Here is a 19,365-nt window from a genome sequence, read left to right as displayed (position 1 = left end):
ACCATGAAAAAAAGCTGCCTGTATTTCCAGGCAGCTTTTCCTATATACGTTTCAAAACGATCTACCGCATCAGATACATCTTACCGTATCCGTTGGTAAAGAACTTATCGGTGTTGTCGCTGGTGGTCTTGTATTTTTCCAACGATTTGCCATTCAGGCTGGTTACAACCCTGTACAGATAAACTCCATTTGCCAGTTTTTGGCCAAACTGATCGGTACCATCCCACTTGAAATCAGTGATATTTCTACCGATCCTGAGCGGCCCGAGTTCGCCAATGGTGATCTCCCGGACTATTTTACCAGTAACTGTCAATATCTGGATCTTCAGATTTTGCGGCAATTCAGATCCCGTGATCGTAAACACGAACGCTGTAGATGTACTGAATGGATTCGGGTAGTTCAGCAGGTTCGAGATCATCGGTTTGTTGATCACTTTAAACATTACGCGGTATTCGCTACCAGCCTTGTTACCACTCTTGTCTTTTCCTTTCACGACCAGTTCGTATTCATCGCCATCGGGATTAGATTGATTGGTAAATGCCGGCGTAAAGTCCAGAACCGCCGAATTATCATTGCCGCTGGTGGCGGGCGTAAACTTCAGTGTATCATTATCGATGGTATAAGTTCTGGGCGTGCCATTGGGGTATTTTACCTCCAAAGACAGTAAGCTGGTATCGTTCAGCAACAAATGCTTCGCCTCATCTTTCAGCCTGATCTGTATATGCGGTTTGGCCGAGACGATATCCCGATTGAGGATATGCACCCCATCGAACGTTACATCCAGGAACGGATTGGTATTATCGGGCTTTACATAAAAATTACGGTACAGGAAGTTATTGAAATGGTACTGCTCCAATTGGTCGGTGTCCGGATTCACCTCAACATACAGTGTATTGTTACCTATATAATCCTTGGTTGGGATATCCAGTATTATCTGCAGCGTATCGCCCGACAGCAGCTTTTTCTGCTTTGCATAGTGTATTGTATGGGGAACGTTCTGATTGTCGGTAATGATCACTTTGATGTTAACGCTGTCAAAATCGTACCGGCTAAAGTTCTTGAACGCAATGCCAAATTTAAATTGATCCCCTATTTCCATAGAGTCCTTCACCTGCAGGAACATATTGGCCGCCATGGCCCCTTCGGGTAAGGGCTTATAGAATACCCGCCAATAATCTAATTGGAAAGGCGTAAGCCTGATAGAGTCCGCATTCCGCATTCTGAGCCTCATATAAGGATAGTCGCGCGCATTTACGGACGAGATATCAAATTGCTGATCATTGCTGCCCAATGTGAAGAGCTTTGTTTCAACAAACGTTTTGCTGATACCAATTACGTCGACAGTTGGATTATCGGTAGACGGCTGCTCCAATGACTTTCCTTTCCACTCCACTTTCTGCCAGTTGGCTGCCGGGCCAAAGGTTGGAGAACTGATATAACCCACCGTATCTGGAGTATAAAAATCTGCGCCTAATGATACCCTGCTTTCAAAATCCTTTCCAACGTCCCATTTGGGAACATAACTGGCGTCGCCTTTCTTGTACACAAAAGCCCAGGGAACTGATTTATAAACAGAGTCCACGCCAATAAATCCTGCTTCTAACAATTTGTGGTAAAGTGACTTATTAGATCCATAGAGCAAAGTGTCATTTTTCCAGGTTTGAGCATAAGAATTGGGATTATTGTGAAACATGCTTTTTACAACTACAAATGATCCATTGGGAATACTGTCCATGAAGTCCATCATCAACTTACGACTTGCAGCCGTCATATAAGGGAACTCGAAATTGTACCACCTGTTTTTGGCGCAATTCGCACTGCCACTTCCGAACCGGTAAAGGTTATTACCATTGGCATCCACGTTTTTCCAAGGTTTAAATGTAACAGAATCGAATATATGGAATATCAAGGAGTTACCCACGCAGGCGCTGGCAATCAAGTCCACTTCATTCACCGACATAATCAACTCGTTTTCAGTATTACAAGATCCCGCAAAAATGCAGTTCTTAACATGGACCTTGTTTTTACGAAGTCCATATTTCCACTGGTGGCTATCATTATCAAGGTACATACGCTCCGAACTTGATTTCTCATGCTGGAAGTAGTGAGACTGATTATATCCCTCGACATTCTTCAAGTAGGTAAATGACTGGTTGAACCATTGATAATTTCCGCCGTTTGAAGGAACGGGTGATATACGCCAGTAGTATACGGTACTATCCTTATAGGTAAGCTGGGGATCGTATTCAATAACACCACCCGGTGAAGAGATCACCTTGCTTTTTTTCTCGATCGAGTTAAAATCTTCGGTGGTATCTATTTCCAGTACATAATCCTTCATTACGCTAAACGGATTGGCAGTAGTGGCATACAACTTTTGTGTTGGCTCTTTGATGATTGAAAGATTGTACGGGAATGCCGGCCGCGCTTCATCTTCAAATATATTGATCTCTTTGGTGGCGGTATTGTTACTTTCCGCGATCTCATCAACAGCAGATTCATCGTCGACTGATACGATCAATGTATGTTTTCCCTTGTCGCGGGTAGCAACGATCGGGATATTGATAGTCACGGAATCGCTATAGCGAATACCCTTGATCTTTTCCCGGTACACCACGGCAGAAGTACCATTGGGATATTGTTGTTTAACCTGTACTACAATTGAATCATGGGTTGAGCTACCGAGGTTCATAAAACCGGCCTTTACCTGGAAATGCGTTTCAGCAATTGATATAAATGCTGGGTTTACCTTGATCAATGACTCCTCTACCACATAATCGGGCTTACCCTGAGCGGAGATCCGCAGGGAGGGGTCGCCATTAATGGTGATCTGCTCTGCATGGAGTCGCGAAAAATAGTCCGTCGGACTGGCATCACGCATTTTCTGAAACGCATCTCTTGTCGTTTCCCCAAGCGATTTGTTAAAATCCTGGCCTGATATGTTCTGGTATAATTTGGTCAAAAAGAGGTTGAGGTAATTCACAATCCCAAAGTGGGTGCTGGCAACGAAAGCGATACTACCCCGCTGTTTGGCAAGCACGAACTTTTCGGATAGTGTTTCATTGGAGGTAAGGCGTTGTGGGTAATAGGTAAAAAAGTTACCAGCATTACAACCATTCACGAAGAACACCGGGTATTTCCCCTGGTTATTATAAGACTCTGGTTTATCCAGGTTAAATTCAAGTGTTGTAGCTGAAGAGTGGCCAAAGTAATTGAGAAAGCCGATGCCCTCATTAAACAGCTTGGCGATCTGATCACTGGCAAACTGATCAGTGGTATTGCTTAACGATTTACAGAATGTATACACTTTGCCTCCATAGGATGTATCTTCTGCAATTTGCTTGTAGATATTCATATAGTTACAAAGCACCGTTCCGAGGTAAGCCTCGTTGGTACCAGTAACCTGCACCACATTTTTCATCCATGCGCGGCCAGCGATCGTGTTTGGTGCATTTTGCTGGGTATTTTCATACTCCTTGACCTTTACCAGGTAATCTTCAATCTCCTTTCCATGTACCACCGATAAGCGCCCAATGGGTGTTACCGGCACAGTGCTGGCGGGCGTTGCAGCGCTAAGTAGATTGTCGGAAGCCGGATAACCGAAGGTAGGAACGATGTTCAGCTTGTCGGAAACAGGGTCGGTCTGGTTTCTTTGATAATCAACATAAGTCATGCCTCTACCAATCAAAAACGCATATTTCAGCGGCCTGGCAAACTTATCTCTTTGGTACCTGATAAAATTCCTTACAGAGAGCGGGTGTTTTTTGATCCCAAAAGCAAACTGATCAACGAGCTCATCGATGTCCGCGATCAGTACCTTATATTTTCCTCCTTCGGTGGATTCACGGTAAGCCTTATAATCATTGACGGGATTATTACCCGCTGATCCAACAAACAAAGACGGATGCGTTATGATAAGGAAGTCACCCTTGTTAGGATCTTTCAAATAATCTGTAAAAGTCTTTGCAGTAAGTCCAGTCGGATATCTCAGGTTTCCGCCTTCCGCATTCACCAGCACGAGGTCTCTCGCTGAAGCGGTACCCGGAAGAGCAAACAGAATATTACCGGGAGAGGTAGTGATATCAGCCACAAATCTGTCTTTGTTGGCCATATCATACAATACCGGTGGAGTACTTCCATAATCAAATTCCTTAATAGACAGGTAGTAACCTGCTGCTTTTGCCGGCAGTTTGAACCGGAAGTTCTTTGCGTTGCCAAACTTGAATTCCCTTGGATAAGTAATCTCGAAATAAGACACGACCATACGGTCTGTGGCTACAGCGGATGCATTGGCAAATCTGACATCGAAAGAAGCTGCCTGAATGGAACTATTGGAAAGCGTGGCCGATGTATGCAGATCATTGAAATAGTCCATTACTACATCTTTCACTACAGAACCGTTCACGGTAAGCCTAACATTTCTGGGATTCAACGCATTGCCGCTGACGCCAAATCTGATGGTAGCATCGGGTCCACCGGGATAAACCTTAAGTCCGCTAACAGGTGTAACCAGGTCTGTAGCCGGCCTGATATCGGGCGAAGACCAATATTCTCCTTTATCATAAGACGATGAATAGAGATATTCCTTCAAATCGGCAGCAAATCCCTGATTTTGCTTGTTTTTGTAATAGCTACCGTAGGTGTATTGAAAATATGGTTCAAGTGGCGGTAAGGGTCCACTCACATTGTTCACTACATCCTGATACCGGAAACCTGATTGATCGCTGTTCACACTAAGAAAATATACCGCCGTATCAGTAATCAAATTATAATGATCATTATGCTGGTAGGCAGGATCATAATACATGGGAAAGTCGGGCTTGCCATCATTGGGAAAAGCATAAAACTCAAGGTATCCATTGGCCGGAAGGGTACCGCTGGAGGTGGGTGAATAAAACGGCACTTTTACGCCATTGCGCCATAACTCGAAGTTCTGGACTGGTGTGCTCCCAAGTCCCGCCGCATCGAGCGTCGCTTTGGGTATCTGCATCAAACCCTCATTCGCCACTTTGAATTTATAGTACGTCTGGTTGAAGTTGATCCACTCATTATTGTAAGACTGTGCCAACCCTTGCAAGGCCGCCATCATCAACAACAGCGTAAAAAATCTCTTCATAGATTGATGTTTCAAAGTTTTTCAATAAGGATTGGACTTATTTCTTTTTGGTTTTCTTCTTCAGGTCTAATTTCAAAGAAAACACGTGCGTATATAATGGGTTCGACTGATTGGCCAGGTTCGTGAAGGCATAATCGATCTGAACATCGGAGATCCTGAAACCTGCGCCTACACTGGGCTGATAGATCCAGATCTTTTTTTGGTTGGTGATGTCATCATCGTCGAGGCCTTTCTGAAAGTTGTTCACCCCGCCGCGTACAAAGAAGATGTCTTTCCAGGCCAACTCCAGACCAAGCTTGGGGTCTATGCTCACTACATCTGAGCCCCATACCGTATTGCGCTTGCCATCGAAAGTGAGGTCAACATTTGCTTCGGTGAGTAAACTTAAAGTGCGGCTTATCTTAAAATTGTAAGCACCCGCCAGTATCAGCCTGGGGGCGGTGAGTTCTGTAGATTTTACCGGGATCTCATTCTTGGTCAGGAAGAATACTTCCCGCTCTCTTTCATTCAGGTTAAAGGTCCAGGCATTGAATGTAGTCGTTACATCCCGTACCGTAGCCCCTAATTGTAAGCGTTTAGCTTTGTATTGCACACCCACATCAAACCCGAAACCCCATCCGGTAGCAAATTCGCCCGCCTTGCGGTGGATCACTTTCGCATTACCGCCTATACTAAGGCTTTTTTCAGGATTGTTCAGTTTGATCGACTGAGCATACGACAACAGGAAGGCGTAATCGGCCGATGAGAAACTGGTGATATTGTTGTAATTGATGGTACCATCCGCTTCAACCAGGAAAATAGTATTGGGTATATCATCCACCGCGAAGCGAAGCAGCGACAGCGCCAGCACACGTTTATTGTCTTTTAAGGGAATGGCCAGGCTACCATAATCGTATTTGCCGATACCCGCAAAATACTCGGCGTGCATCAGGTTGAGCTGGGGCTGGTCTTTTACATGCACCAGGCCTGCCGGGTTCCAGTAACCCGCCGTTCCATCATGAACGCTTGCCACCTGCGCACTGCCCATCGACAGGCCACGCGCGCCAGCGCCTATGTTCATAAATTCATTGGAATATTTTCGAAACTGTGCTTTTGCATTCAATTGTGACAGGCATGCCACAACAAGGGTAACGACAACACATGAAGCTCTCTTCATTGATCCAATTTTCAGAATAAGCAATTTCATTTACAAAGGTTATTTCATTAAGATATCGGCTGCATGTACCCACCAACTGTTCCGCCGCTACTGAAAATGAGCCCATTCGGGCTACCAAAAACTAACTTCCAATAACGATTTTTATAACGAAAATATTGCTTCCGACCGGGTAAACCTGTTGTAATCCGTACATTTGCACAATCCATTGATTTACCTCGATATGAGGGTAAAAACCCTGATTAGATACGCTTTTGAGGCGGAAACAGTTTGCAATACACACATTTTGGCTGTTTGTCCCATTAGCCGTTATATGTCAAAGATATATATATTATGAACCTGATAGAAGAATTACGCTGGAGGGGAATGCTCCAGGATATTAAGCCGGGTACGGAAGAGCAACTTAACAAGGAAATGACCACGGCCTATATCGGCTTCGACCCCACGGCCGACAGCCTCCACATTGGTAGCCTCGTTCCCATTTTACTGTTGGTTCACCTGCAAAAGGCTGGCCATAAACCCATTGCATTGGTTGGTGGTGCCACTGGCATGATCGGCGACCCCTCCATGAAAAGCGAAGAGCGTAACCTGTTGAGTGAAGAGCAATTGCAGGTAAACGTGGCAGGCATCCACAAACAGCTGTCACAATTCCTCGATTTTGACCCGTCCAGGCCCAACGCCGCTGAAATGACCAACAATTACGACTGGTTCAAAGACATTTCCTTCATCGATTTCCTGCGCGATGTAGGCAAACATATTACGGTAAATTATATGATGGCCAAAGACAGCGTGAAAAAACGCATCGAAGGCGATACCGGCATCAGTTACACGGAATTTGCTTACCAGCTGATGCAGGGCTATGATTTCTACTGGCTATACAAGCATAAGAACTGCAAACTGCAGATGGGTGGCAGCGACCAGTGGGGCAATATTACCACAGGTACTGAACTGGTTCGTCGCAAGGCAGGCGGTGAAGCCTTCGCCTTTACCTGTCCGCTGGTGACCAAGGCAGATGGCACCAAGTTTGGCAAAACCGAAAAAGGAAATATCTGGCTCGATCCTGCCCGCACATCTCCCTACCTATTCTATCAATTCTGGCTCACTGCCAATGATGCGGATGCTGAAAAATGGATCAAGCTATTTACCTTCCTTATTCCGGATGCAATTGACGAATTGATGGAAAAACATCGGCAGAACCCAGGAGCACGCGACCTGCACAAGGCACTTGCCCGGGAAGTTACCCTTTTTGTTCATGGCGAGAAAGGACTGGCAGAAGCCATCGAAGACACAGAGAAGATGTTTGCCAAAAAGAATGCAGACGCTGAATCGCTGAGTATTGAAGATCTCGAAGGCATCAATGGTGTAGCAAAATTCGACTATCCCGCAGAGAAGATAAACACCGGCATAGACGTAGTTACTTTCCTGGCCGAATCCGGCATCTTCCCCAGTAAAGGAGAAGCCCGTAAAACGGTGCAGGGTGGCGGCGTAAGCATTAACCGCAAGAAAGTAGAGAATATCCAGGTTACCATCGATAGCAGCCTGCTGCTGCACAACCAATACCTGTTGGTTCAAAAGGGTAAACAGAACTTTTTCCTGGTAAAGGCCGTATAAAAAAACCATTACCGGAAAAGAGGGGGCTGACCAAACAATCTTTGGTCAGCCCTTTTTTATGGTACCCAACCCTTACCCACCCTTTTATCGTCAGTATAAATAACCTACACGAAATTGCAGAACCGCATGAAATCATATTCTTTACTGGCCCTATTGACACTCGCCCATTTTCAGGGCAGTTCGCAAACCGGTTCCGATTCACTGCTGGTGCATTTCGAATACAACAGGTCGGAGGTGAATGCTACAGCTGCCAGGCAGCTCGATAGTTTGTTGAAGGTCGTCCCTGCTGCGCGTGTTGTGAAGATCCACCTGACCGGACATTGCGATTTCATTGGTTCGCATGTGTACAATGATTCGCTGTCGCAGGAGCGCTTGAAGATGGTGCGGGCATACCTTCTGCGTAAAGGAATTTCGGCAAGCGTGTTCAGGGAAGAATCGGCAAAGGGTAAACGTGAACCCTTGATTGGCGCAACCACCGACGAAGCGCGGGCCATGAACCGCCGCGTATCGGTCATCTATACCTGGCAGGCACCCAACACATCTCCCATTGACGTGGTGGCTTCACCAGCTCAACCTGCCAGTTCGCAAACAGTATCGACACCAGCCGTTAAGCCAGCAACTGGGCCGGCTCCTGCAACCCTCGAACCAGAGGTCGTGTCACGTCGCTTGCCGGCGGCAAAAACTGCTCTATCGGCCCTGATCACCGATACCGCTACCAAGGTAGGCAGCACCCTGGTATTGCCCGACCTCAATTTTGAACCAGGGCGACATTTTCTGATGTCAGGTTCTTATGGAGTGTTACGCGAATTATACCGTGTCATGAAAGACTTCCCTTCTTTGCAGATTGAGATACAGGGGCATATTTGTTGTCTGTACGGCGGCATCGATGGGCAGGATATCGATACAGGCGATCCCGACCTGTCGGTTCAGCGCGCCAAATCGATCTACGAGTATCTTGTACTTGCAGGTATCGATGGCAGCCGTATGCGATACAAAGGTTTTGGAAGCAGTCAAAAGTTGTTTCCGGGAGAAAGAACTCCTGCGGAACAGGCTAAGAACAGACGGGTTGAGATCAAGATCATCAGTAAATAACCGTGCTTATCAAAAACCTCCCTTTGCATATTTCTCGATACCGTCCACGAGCACGTCGAGGTTCTTAGTAGTTGTGTAAACATTGGGCGTAACCCGCACCCCTTTCATACCTTCCCATTCGACCGGGGTGGTGTGTACTTTAAATTTAGAGAACAGAAAGGTTTCCATCTCCGCAGGTTTTTTGCCCTCTACCCCTACCAGTCCCAATGCGCAGCCAAAGCCGGGTTTCATTGACGTACCTAGCTTTACTTTGGGTATGTCTTTCACCCGGCTCATCCAATAGTTTTTGAGGTAAAAAAGCCGTTGCTCTTTTCGTTGCGCGCCGATCATATCATAAAAATCAATGGCTTTGCCGATTGCCTGTTCGATAAAAAAGGGCCGGGTACCCAGGTTTTCGAACTTGCGTATATCATCGCTTTTCGGTTCGGGTGCGGCAAACAGCGGATAAAGATTCTTTATCTTTTCTTTCTTCACATAAAGCATACCGCTCCCTATACAGGCACTTAACCACTTGTGCAAACTGGTTCCAAAGTAATCGGCCCCCAATTCTGGTATGGTATAGGGGAATTGAGCAAAACTATGCGCACCGTCAACGATCACTTCAATGTTCCGCTGGTGTGCAGCGTCAGCGATCTTCCTGATGGGCATGATCTGCCCGTTCCAGTTTACGACATGGGTAAGATGAACGACTTTGGTTTTGGACGTGAATGCTTTTTGATATAGCTGCACCAGGTATTCGTTGTCCTCACTGGGTAACTCCGGAGATACCCAAACCAGCTTGATCCCGTCACGCAGTTCACGCTGCTTCCAGGCGTTCATCATATTGGGATAGTCTACTTTGCTCAATACTACTTCATCGCCTGCCTGCAAGGGTAACCCAAATATGACGGTTTCCAGGGCTTCTGAAGCGTTGCGTTGAATGGCAATTTCTTCGTCAGCGCAACCTGCCAGCTTAGCCAGGTTTTTCCGGAGCGGCTCCCTGCCCTGGTCTATTATTCTCCACATATAGAAACTGGGCGCTTCCATACTTACGTCGTGCAAATGTTTCATGGTCTCCTGCACCACCCGGGGTGAGGGAGCCACTCCACCGTTATTGAGGTTGATAATGGCTGGTGAGGTAGTATAAGCCTGTTGGATGTAATACCAGAAATCTTCTTCACCGGCCAGTTCGTGCGGAGGAATATCGGCTGACCGCAATAAAGCCTGCTCAAGGTTTCGACTCCAGGCAGGCTGAGTTAGCGTCGCTAACAATCCGGTAGCGGAAAACAGGCCTGCCCTGTTCAGAAAGGAACGTCGGGAAGAGGGTCTCATGTAACGTTGGTTTACCCGGAAATTAAAGAATTAATCCAGTTGTTTTCAGCAGAATATGACGGCCGGAAAAAAAATGTGAAGTATTTCATTTTTTTTCAAAAAGCATTTGGCACAAATCAATGGAACTCCTATTTTTGCACTCCCAATTACGAATTGGCAAGGCTGCCCGATAGTATAATGGTAGTACAACTGATTTTGGTTCAGTTTGTCTTGGTTCGAATCCAGGTCGGGCAACAAGAAACCCGCAACGAAAGTTGCGGGTTTTGTATTTCAGGCAGCGAGGTGACCTTGCTCAACCGAGCAGACTGAAATACAAAACAGCCCGATACCATCGGGCGGGATTTTCTACTTTCTTGGGTAATGCATATGCGGAGTGGATCATTGAAAATAATCCACGCCAGGCATCAATAAAAAACGGCACCTTCTTAAAGAAGTGCCGTTTTTTATTTCAGTAATTGTTCACTGCACCAAATCGCCCATTACAGGTTGGCCCAAAGCGTATACACTTTTACCTTGAACTCAAAATTGATCAGGGCATTTGCTTCACCAACCGCCTGCAAAATGATATCACTGCCTTGATGGGTAATGATATAGTCTGCAGCAGTCAATCCCGCACCGAGGTATTCCGTTGGTTCGATGGCGGTGAGCTGACCAGCGTTAACATCCCAGGAAGCATCTACCAGGAACCCTCTTTTCTTCCTTCCCTCAAGCGACGCATTTCCTTCATCCAGCACACCGTTGCAAACCACTTCCACCCGGTATTTATGGCCGGGCTGCGTAGGGAGACTCCACACTGTAACAGGACCAGCATTTACCGTGCTCACTTTTATGGTGTATTCATCCAATTCCTCTGTCCCTCCCAGGGTTGCCAATTGAAGGCATACGCTGTCGATGACATGGTGGTATTGCAACAGCCAATCCCGCCTGGACTTGATCGTTTTGGCCGGCTCTATGAACCGCCACCCCGAACCGGATAGCAGACTGCCGATGGCCGCCCGCTCCTGCACCAGCGACTGTGCTTCTGTGAACATTACTGAAATAATCATCATCATGGATAAGAGAACCTTTTTCATGGCTTACTGTGTATTTGTATTAATTGTAGATATTTCCATTTTTTAACCCAACTCCATCATTTTTCTCCAATATTCTTCGTTATTTTGCCCGAAGGGGATGCAAATATAATGGAGATTTCTCCATTTAAAAAGGTACTCATCAGCATATTTATCCACAATAATTGGGACATATGGCGGCACAGCAGATCAATCCATTGGTAGTCAAATTGTACGAAAAACTGGCCAAACAAAATATCAAGGTGCCCGAATTTTCAAGAATGACGGGCATTCCGAAGGACCGCATTTACAAATGGAGGCAGGAAGGCACCAGTCCAAAATCGGAAGACGAGGCCACTATTAAAGCCTTCCTGGAGGAGGAAAATGGAGAAATCAATACACCAGCCATCGGCACCCAACAATTGGAGGAATCTACAACACCCTATTTACTCACCCGTCGCCACAAAAAGACATTTCCCGACCCCGACAGCGAGGGCATCGTATACGTTCCGATAGCCGCCCTGGCAGGCTATTCCAATCGATACCACGATCCATTGTACATCCATAACCTCGAAAAGACCAGCTTGCCAGGTTTTCCGTATAAAGGTGAACAGTACCGGGTTTTCGACGTGAAAGGCGATAGCATGGAACCTACCTACAAAGAGGGGTATCATCTTGTTTGCGAACGAATTGAACAGGATCAATGGCACCAGATCGCCAATTTCTACATTTATGTGATCGTGCTGGAAAATGATATCCTTGTAAAAAGGCTATTCAGGAAAGATGCCGGAAGTTTTGTAGCGATCAGCGACAATGAAGAATTTTATCCGCAGTTCCTCATCCCGGTGAATGACATAAAGGAGTTATGGTTAGTTAAAAGAAAGATCGATTGGGAAATGGCACCTCCCCGCAAGTTTGAGATCAAAGTTTAATTACAACAAGCGTACGCCCAGTCCAGGCCTATCCGTTAAAGTCATATATCCGTCCTTCAGCACAAACCCGCCTTCTACGATATCTCTGGCCAGATCAAGACTGCCGTCCAGATCGAGATAACGGGTCGATGGACTGGAAAAGGCAGCATGCAGTGCAGCGCTGATGCTCACTATACTTTCGTCGTTGCAGCCCCACATCAATTCAATACCGGCCTGTTCAGCAATGGCGGCAATACGCAGCGCCGGTTGAACCCCTCCGCATTTCATCAGCTTGATATTGAAAATTCCACAGGCAGCAGGTGGCGACGCCAGTCTGAATGCATCCCGGGGACCCACCAACGATTCGTCGGCAGCTACCAGCCTGCGGATCTCCGATGGCAATTGCCGCATTTCATCTACCGCATGAGCTGGCATAGGTTGCTCTATCAATTCAAGATCGAGCGATCCTGTTTGTTGGCAAAACTGCCTGAACTGTTCCGGTGAATAATCCTGGTTGGCATCTACCCTTATCACAACCTTATCGCCAAATACTTCCCGCAGCTTTACAAGCCTTTCCACGTCTGTGCCGGCACCGCCACCCAATTTTACCTTAAGCACCCGAAATCCCCGGCCAAAGTATTCCCTGGCTTCTGCAATGGTGTCTTCTACATTCTTGATGCCAATGGTAATGGAGGTGGGTAGCGTGTTGATAGACTGGCCCAGAAAGCTTACCAGCGGCACGCCCAGCCATTGGGTAAAAGCATCGTGCAAGGCTATGTCCAGCGCTGCGGCTGCTCCTGCCTGGTCACTAAACCGATCGTGAACCATTTTCAACAAGGAATAGAATGTCCGGATGTCCTTTCCGGTGAAGGGTTGAAGTGCCGCTTCATTCAATGCTGTCAGTGTATCACTGATATCTCTCCCGACCACATATTTACTTGGGTTGGCAGTACCCACGCCGGTAATACCATTCTCCAATTCCACCTTCACGACCACATTCTCCACATGCGTTACTGTCTTGTACGATATGCTATAGGGGCGTGTTAACTGCAGGTCTTCACCACCCGCAACAATAGACCTGATCTTCATGAGAACTGATGTTTGCTTTTTTGGTATGCACTATTGCTGGTTCAGGATGCCACGTATTACCGGAATTATTTTATCGACCCCTTCCTGCAAAGGTAGCAGCACGGGCAACCCCGTCCGTTGTTCATATTGATCGCGGAAGCCGATGATTTCTTCGTTTGTGCAACCCCTGGTGTTCATTGCCAGGGCTATCACATCACTGCCATACAACTTAACCAATGCGATCTCCTCTTCAATCGTGGGTACCTTGCCCCAGGCAGGGTTATTACTGAAGTATTCCGTTTTGGGCGAAAATACCAGGATGGTCTTTTTCGCATTGCCCGAAACGAGATACTCCGAGCCGCAGGGGCCAGTTGGGTTGCGCAGGCCCGACTGCCCTTCTAGAAAAATGATATCAGGTTCAGTTTCCTTAAAGCAGGTGTAAATAGCGTGTTCCAACTCGCCCGACACAAAATCATTTACTGTGGTATCCAGCACAAAGCCATATTTACCATCCTGCATCCATCCGGTTTGTCCGGTAAACACCATCTGCCCATTGATACCGTTGGCCCGGCAACTTTCGGTAAGCATCCGGGAAGTAGTGCGTTTGCCAAGATTGGTTTCCAACCCAAGAACAGCAACTATTGGGCAGGTTACCTCAAAGATCCTGCCTGTCCAGAAATGCAGTTCGCTCCTTGATCTGGGCTTTCTGATATCAGTTATGGATGCACCATGAATGCCGGCCAGCGAAACTATTTCCGGAATATCGGTAAGGAAATCATGCAAGCCATTGATCACCGATATCCTATTTACTAAACTGCTCTCTACCACTTGCCTTAATTCCGGAGGTAGCTTTCCACCTTTGGGTGCAATACCTACAATACTGTAATGGATCGGCTCCTTACTCTTGCCTACAGCTTCTTCAAGGCTACTCCAAATAGGGATTTGCCTCACTCTCCCATCAACAACCTCTCCCGCATCCTTACCCGCATGCACTGGGTCGATAACACCGAGGATACGAAATCTATCGGAACCACGGATCAATCCATGCGCAGTTTTAGCACTGGGTTCTGCCAGTAAACCATTTGTTATAACAACAGCGTTATTATTCATCATTAGTACGATTTAAGTGGTAGGATGTTTTAAAGTTAAGCGCCCATGAGGTAGAAAAAAATTAGAATAGATGCGGGAAACCCGATATTTGCAACAGGTAGCCATGAGTCTGCGGTTATCTGCGGCGGCCCTACCCAACGAGGCTCTTATGAGCACCTCTACTCGGCCAAAACACGCTTAATTATTATTTTGTTCCGGAAAATTGATTCCTCCAACGCAACGATTGCGTCTAATTGCTTGTCACCCGTTTGCCGAAAGCTACAGTTTACAAACCACCCTCAACTATCCTTTCGGTCTTAAGCTGCCAAGTCAGCTTGCTGAATCAAAAATGATCTCACCCTCCATTTACGATTCCCTGTAACTATTATTAGCTTTTTCAGAAGCATTGAATGTAATCGCCACCTCGTGCGCGAGACTGTGTATTCGCACAACTGAAGCACAGCTAAAGTATTGACCATGAGTAAGCATCCAGTTATGTATCACCTCACTGCGGGTTATTTTGCAATGCCCTTCCTGCGCGGCTATCACAAAGCAGGCAAGCAGCCTGTTTTTAAAAAACAGGCCGTCGGATGGCCTTTCGCATTACTGGTTTTCTGCATTACCATTTTCAATAATGATTACATCAGTAACCTCCGGCAAGTTCAAAGCAGCCTGTCTTTGGGTGAAAGCGCGTTCACTTCGGCACATGCCATCCCGACACAGCTCTCTGCAAAACCTCAAAAATATTCATTGGAGTATCACGGACTGATACAATTGAAGATCGTGGTGTTCCAGGATCCCGACGCATTGCTACTGCCAGATCTCTTTATTTCTACCGATCTACATGCTAACGCACACTAATCACTAACAAAACACACTAAGCAGAATGGTCAAGGCAATTATCAAACCTATCCTGAAAAAATGCATTGTAGGCACACTCGTGCTGGCGATGGCTATCGCTCAAGGCTGCGGCAAAGATCCAGATAGTAACCAATCCGAAAACCCCGGCGGTAATCCCGACAATCCGGGCAACCCAACAGGCAACGCGAAACCTGAGATACTTTCTATCGACCCTACACATGGAATGCCGGGCACAGAGATCACCATTACGGGAAAGCACTTCAAAGACAATCCCCTGCAAAATTACGTGAGGTTCCAGAGCGCACTTTTCGAAGCCACAGTAGCTTCCGCCAGCACTACAACCCTGAAAGTGACCGTGCCCGATGATGCCACTACCGGAAAGGTCACCGTGAAAATTGGCGATCAAACCGTCACCTCACAGAATGATTTTGTGGTAGACCCGCTAATCCTTTATGTAAAAGACATCAACCCCAAACAAGGCCCATTCAATACACAGGTTACCATCAAGGGCACCAAATTCGGCAACGAGGTAGCCGTGAAGATCAATGGCATTGTCGCTCCGATAAAGCAAAAATCACCCACACAGATTGTGGTTGAAATACCGGTCAACACTTCACTGACAGCACACAAACTCGTTGTAACCTCCGATGGAACTACCGTGGAGAGCGATGACCTGTTTACTGTAACGGCCACCGGTCCCTACGCCCGTTGGGAAAACAGGAATATCGAACTTTTCCCCAACGGAGCCTCTGCCTTCAATGGCGGATTATCATTTGTATATAAGAATAAGATCTATTGGGGTTTTAACAGGCTCGCGATCACTACCACTACTCCGGAATATGCTGTCTTTGACCCCGCCGATGCCGGCAAAGGGTGGCAGCTGGCGCAGGCGCCGGCCGGTATGGTTTCGGCCGATCTGCAGCAGGTTTCTGCTGTAGTACACAATGACCGGATCTTCCTTGGTACCGGCGTTTCCGCTGCCGGAGAAAGTAATGCCTGGTGGGAGTTTCATCCCGAAACCAATACCGCTACGCAACTGTCAAACTTCCCGCACCGGGTAATGGGTGCAGTTAGCTTTGTCCTGAATAACAATATCTATGTTGGTTTTGGCAGCGATAACAAGCAACTGTACCAGTTCGATCCCGCCGGCAATGGAAATACCGGAAAGTTTGACCTGGTTACAACAGCATCCTTCAACGACCTCAGCGCTGGCAATGCATTCATAATTGGTAATGAAGTTTACCTGGGAAGAGCCCTCCCGGTGATCAACCAGGTGCGCAATGCCGTATATAAATTTACGGCCCCCGATCAGCTCGTAAGAGTAGCTGACATGGCCGAGGAAATGCCTTCATTTCAAACATCCGCCTTCTCTGTCGGCAACAAGGGATATTTTGTCATCAACCGTAATGTATGGGAGTATACGCCCTCCAGCAACGGAGGTAGCTGGAGAGCTGTGATCGCCGGTGTAACTGCGCCGGCTATACAGCATATAGCAAAACTTACGATTAACGGCAGTACCGTTATCTATGGATGGACAGGCTCGGGAAGGCTACATGAATTCAAGTTCTAGCTTAACAGAAATCGACAATAAAACACGGACTCTATGAATGTTCAAAAGACATGTTTGGCATTATTAACAATTGGCAGTTTAGTAATTAGTTGCGGAAAAAAAGACAAGGATCACAATTCAAATCCAGATCCAGACAAACCATCCGGCAGCACGGCCCCTGTGATCACTTCCTTTGCCCCTGCAGTAGGTATGCCGGGCGGCGAAGTGGTTATCCAGGGAAAGAATTTCAAAGACAATATCACTCAAAACACGGTCATCTTTAAGGAGATGCCGTACGTAGGTACTATCCTGGAGGCAACCACCACCAGGTTGACAATTCGGGTCCCTGCTGATGCGCCTTCCGGTAAACTCATCGTAAAAGTGGGTAACCTGGCCGACACCAGCGATACTGATCTCACCATCGATCCTGAATTGATCGCAGTGACTTCATTCTCACCTGCCAGTGGCCCTATAGGCACGCCCGTTACCCTTACCGGCATTAATTTCTCGATCAATACCCGGGTAAAGTTCAATGGTATCGAGTGCACCATTGCCAATCGCCAAAGTACTTCGCTGACATTCACTGTTCCGCTTAATACCTCGCTTACGAAGCATAAGATCGAGGTGATATCGGGGCCGCATACCCTGCAAACGCAGGCCGAATTCACCGTTATTTCAAACGGTCCCACGGCAAGATGGGAAGACAAAGCCGTGACCTTGTCGACCGGTAACGCAAACCTGTATATGGGCGGAACGTCATTTGTGCACAACAACAAAATTTACTGGGGCTTTACCAGGCTAATAACAACAGAAGCGGCCTCTTCTTTTGTGGTTTTGGATCCCGCCCAGCTCTCACGTGGATGGATCGACATGACAACGCCCCCACAAGATATGGCGCCGCAGAAGCTGCAACGCGCCACATCGGTCTCACACAATGGACGCGTATTCCTGGGAACGGGTTTTGCCGATGCCGCCAGCAATAAGTGGTGGGAGTATGATCCCGCCACCAATACCAGCACTGCGATGACTGATTATCCGCATGCAGTGGCCAATACCATTTCCTTTGTATTGAACGATAAGATCTATGTAGGGTTTGGCGGTCAAAACAAGAATCTATACCTGTTTGATCCTGCCGGCAATGGCAATCTGGGCAGCTGGCACCTGAAAGCCACAGGTACATTCAGGGAATTGAACTCGGGCAATGCAATGGTGGTGGGCAACTCCGTGATACTCGGCAGGGCCTTACCTGATCTGAACCAGCCACGTAATATGTTGCTGAAATTTACCGAACCCGATCAGCTCACGCCAATAGCCGATATGCCACAGGACCTTACTTCCATCACCACGCCATCCTTTACTGTAGGAAATAAAGGATATTTCGTGATCAATAAAAATGTGTGGGAGTATACACCGGATGTAGCCGGTGGCTCCTGGCGCGTGGTGCTTGGCGACGACCAGCAACCTGTCATCACACAAGTAGCAGTACTCACTATCAATGGTGTTAAGACCGCATTCGGCTGGACAGCTGCCGGACACCTGTACGAATTCAAGTTTTAGGGCGGGGCTTCATAACAGGACCGCTCCCGATATGGGGGCGGTCATTTTTTTATGAAGCTATGTTACTGCCTGCTTCTCTCTCCTGCAGCTCCCTTGACGCCATTATTTTTACCTGCTTCCGGTAGTCGGTCGGGCTCATTCCTTTATACTTCCTGAACATCCGGTTCAGATGGCTTTCATCTGTAAAGCCCAGTTCAAAAGCAATCTCATTCATGCGCAGTTCACTGAACTGCAATCTTACTTCTACCAGCTTCAACCGGTAATGCACAATGTATTGTTGTAAACTTTCGCCCGTATGCGTTTTGAAATATTCGCTGATATAACCCGGCGATATGCTGAAACGGGCTGCAATAACATCCGCCCGCAGTTGCCCGGGATCATAGATGTGCTGGTGAATATAATGGACCATATCGAGCGCCGTATTGCTGACGGCCTTTTGCTGCAGACTGGAGGGCACCATAAAAGTGATGTTGCGGGCCACCACGGTGATCAGTGTATTGATGATCTGCTGCACTACTTCAAGATGATAGGGCTGGCGGTTCACCTGTTCCCGTATCACGGCCTCCACCAACGACCTTACCAGTGGTTTATCGCTGGTGTTTTTCAATAAACATCCTGGCAGGTGAGTATTGTTCTCAAATATGAACTCTAGCTTTTGCACCCATTCCTTGTGCTGCGATTGCAGGTAGATATTGCTGAAGCGTATGAAAAAGAATTTCGTAGTCGTCTTAACGTCAAACGAATGGCATTCCTGGGGCATCAGCAGAAACAGGTGATCGGGCTTGTAGTTAAACTTATTGTCATTGATGCATTGTATACCCGTGCCGTCAAGGATAAACACCATCTCAAAAAAATTATGTTTGTGCGGCCCCATGGGACACTCGTTCAGCTCTTTGTATTCTACTTCGAATGGCTGGTATAGGTTTTTTCTTTCCACGCCGATAAAAGTACAGCAGATTCCCATGATTGTACAAGAAACCATTGGCCTACATAAGTCA

General features: G+C 47.0%; 13 protein-coding genes and 1 tRNA gene. 7 read left to right on the top strand and 7 right to left on the bottom strand.

What is annotated here, in order from left to right:
* Positions 1-61: 61 nt before the first annotated feature.
* Both P2H89_RS15095 and P2H89_RS15090 read right to left on the bottom strand, forming a co-directional pair.
* Positions 62-5,116 (bottom strand): C25 family cysteine peptidase, encoded by a 5,055-nt coding sequence (locus tag P2H89_RS15095; RefSeq protein WP_275828207.1) that lies wholly within the window; start codon positions 5,114-5,116, stop codon positions 62-64.
* A gap of 37 nt (positions 5,117-5,153) precedes the next feature.
* Positions 5,154-6,272, bottom strand: a complete 1,119-nt coding sequence (locus P2H89_RS15090; protein WP_275828205.1) for a PorV/PorQ family protein — start codon at positions 6,270-6,272, stop codon at positions 5,154-5,156.
* A gap of 330 nt (positions 6,273-6,602) precedes the next feature.
* On the opposite strand from P2H89_RS15090, the gene tyrS reads away from it, so the two are divergent.
* Together tyrS and P2H89_RS15080 are read left to right on the top strand one after the other, a co-directional pair.
* Positions 6,603-7,880, top strand: coding sequence for a tyrosine--tRNA ligase (tyrS, locus tag P2H89_RS15085; protein WP_275828203.1), 1,278 nt, complete (start codon positions 6,603-6,605; stop codon positions 7,878-7,880).
* A 126-nt stretch (positions 7,881-8,006) separates the two neighbouring features.
* The gene (locus tag P2H89_RS15080; protein WP_275828201.1) at positions 8,007-8,972 is read left to right on the top strand and encodes an OmpA family protein; all 966 of its coding nucleotides are present in this window, start codon (positions 8,007-8,009) and stop codon (positions 8,970-8,972) included.
* 9 nt (positions 8,973-8,981) lie between these two features.
* Here P2H89_RS15080 and P2H89_RS15075 read toward each other — a convergent pair whose 3' ends face one another.
* The gene (locus P2H89_RS15075) at positions 8,982-10,283 is read right to left on the bottom strand and encodes an aminotransferase class V-fold PLP-dependent enzyme (protein ID WP_275828199.1); all 1,302 of its coding nucleotides are present in this window, start codon (positions 10,281-10,283) and stop codon (positions 8,982-8,984) included.
* 163 nt (positions 10,284-10,446) lie between these two features.
* Between P2H89_RS15075 and P2H89_RS15070 the strand changes: the two genes are divergently transcribed.
* Positions 10,447-10,517, top strand: a tRNA-Gln gene (locus P2H89_RS15070).
* Positions 10,518-10,762: 245 nt separating this feature from the next.
* On the opposite strand, the gene P2H89_RS15065 is transcribed toward P2H89_RS15070, so the two are convergent.
* Complete coding sequence (locus tag P2H89_RS15065; protein ID WP_275828197.1) at positions 10,763-11,356, bottom strand: hypothetical protein; 594 nt, start codon at positions 11,354-11,356, stop codon at positions 10,763-10,765.
* A 170-nt stretch (positions 11,357-11,526) separates the two neighbouring features.
* Between P2H89_RS15065 and P2H89_RS15060 the strand changes: the two genes are divergently transcribed.
* Positions 11,527-12,264, top strand: a complete 738-nt coding sequence (locus P2H89_RS15060) for a LexA family transcriptional regulator (RefSeq protein WP_275828195.1) — start codon at positions 11,527-11,529, stop codon at positions 12,262-12,264.
* Here P2H89_RS15060 and P2H89_RS15055 read toward each other — a convergent pair whose 3' ends face one another.
* Complete coding sequence (locus P2H89_RS15055) at positions 12,265-13,332, bottom strand: dipeptide epimerase (RefSeq protein ID WP_275828193.1); 1,068 nt, start codon at positions 13,330-13,332, stop codon at positions 12,265-12,267.
* Positions 13,333-13,362: 30 nt separating this feature from the next.
* Complete coding sequence (locus P2H89_RS15050) at positions 13,363-14,424, bottom strand: DUF1611 domain-containing protein (protein WP_275828190.1); 1,062 nt, start codon at positions 14,422-14,424, stop codon at positions 13,363-13,365.
* A 453-nt stretch (positions 14,425-14,877) separates the two neighbouring features.
* Between P2H89_RS15050 and P2H89_RS15045 the strand changes: the two genes are divergently transcribed.
* Genes P2H89_RS15045 through P2H89_RS15035 form a run of 3 tightly spaced genes read left to right on the top strand, consistent with a single transcriptional unit; the run spans position 14,878 to position 18,367 of the window.
* Positions 14,878-15,261: a hypothetical protein gene (locus P2H89_RS15045; protein WP_275828188.1), complete on the top strand. Its 384-nt coding sequence runs from the start codon at positions 14,878-14,880 to the stop codon at positions 15,259-15,261.
* 25 nt (positions 15,262-15,286) lie between these two features.
* Positions 15,287-16,831 (top strand): IPT/TIG domain-containing protein, encoded by a 1,545-nt coding sequence (locus P2H89_RS15040; RefSeq protein WP_275828186.1) that lies wholly within the window; start codon positions 15,287-15,289, stop codon positions 16,829-16,831.
* A gap of 54 nt (positions 16,832-16,885) precedes the next feature.
* A complete protein-coding gene (locus P2H89_RS15035) occupies positions 16,886-18,367 on the top strand; it encodes an IPT/TIG domain-containing protein (RefSeq protein ID WP_275828184.1) in 1,482 nt (493 codons plus the stop codon).
* A gap of 49 nt (positions 18,368-18,416) precedes the next feature.
* Here the strand turns inward: P2H89_RS15035 and P2H89_RS15030 are convergent, their stop codons facing one another.
* Positions 18,417-19,304, bottom strand: coding sequence for an AraC family transcriptional regulator (locus tag P2H89_RS15030; protein ID WP_275828182.1), 888 nt, complete (start codon positions 19,302-19,304; stop codon positions 18,417-18,419).
* Positions 19,305-19,365: the final 61 nt, after the last annotated feature.

Origin of the sequence: Paraflavitalea sp. CAU 1676 (assembly GCF_029223285.1) — a bacterium.
Classification (GTDB): Bacteria; Bacteroidota; Bacteroidia; order Chitinophagales; family Chitinophagaceae; genus Paraflavitalea.
The sequence above is the reverse complement of the archived record's forward strand: the minus strand, read 5'-3'. Positions and strand labels throughout refer to the sequence as shown.

Excerpts from the sequence above, each read along its gene's own strand:
- P2H89_RS15095 (WP_275828207.1), bottom strand. The coding sequence starts at position 5,116 with ATGAAGAGATTTTTTACGCTGTTGTTGATGATGGCGGCCTTGCAAGGG.
- P2H89_RS15090 (WP_275828205.1), bottom strand. The coding sequence starts at position 6,272 with ATGAAGAGAGCTTCATGTGTTGTCGTTACCCTTGTTGTGGCATGCCTG.
- tyrS (WP_275828203.1), top strand. The coding sequence starts at position 6,603 with ATGAACCTGATAGAAGAATTACGCTGGAGGGGAATGCTCCAGGATATT.
- P2H89_RS15080 (WP_275828201.1), top strand. The coding sequence starts at position 8,007 with ATGAAATCATATTCTTTACTGGCCCTATTGACACTCGCCCATTTTCAG.
- P2H89_RS15075 (WP_275828199.1), bottom strand. The coding sequence starts at position 10,283 with ATGAGACCCTCTTCCCGACGTTCCTTTCTGAACAGGGCAGGCCTGTTT.
- P2H89_RS15065 (WP_275828197.1), bottom strand. The coding sequence starts at position 11,356 with ATGAAAAAGGTTCTCTTATCCATGATGATGATTATTTCAGTAATGTTC.
- P2H89_RS15060 (WP_275828195.1), top strand. The coding sequence starts at position 11,527 with ATGGCGGCACAGCAGATCAATCCATTGGTAGTCAAATTGTACGAAAAA.
- P2H89_RS15055 (WP_275828193.1), bottom strand. The coding sequence starts at position 13,332 with ATGAAGATCAGGTCTATTGTTGCGGGTGGTGAAGACCTGCAGTTAACA.
- P2H89_RS15050 (WP_275828190.1), bottom strand. The coding sequence starts at position 14,424 with ATGATGAATAATAACGCTGTTGTTATAACAAATGGTTTACTGGCAGAA.
- P2H89_RS15045 (WP_275828188.1), top strand. The coding sequence starts at position 14,878 with ATGAGTAAGCATCCAGTTATGTATCACCTCACTGCGGGTTATTTTGCA.
- P2H89_RS15040 (WP_275828186.1), top strand. The coding sequence starts at position 15,287 with ATGGTCAAGGCAATTATCAAACCTATCCTGAAAAAATGCATTGTAGGC.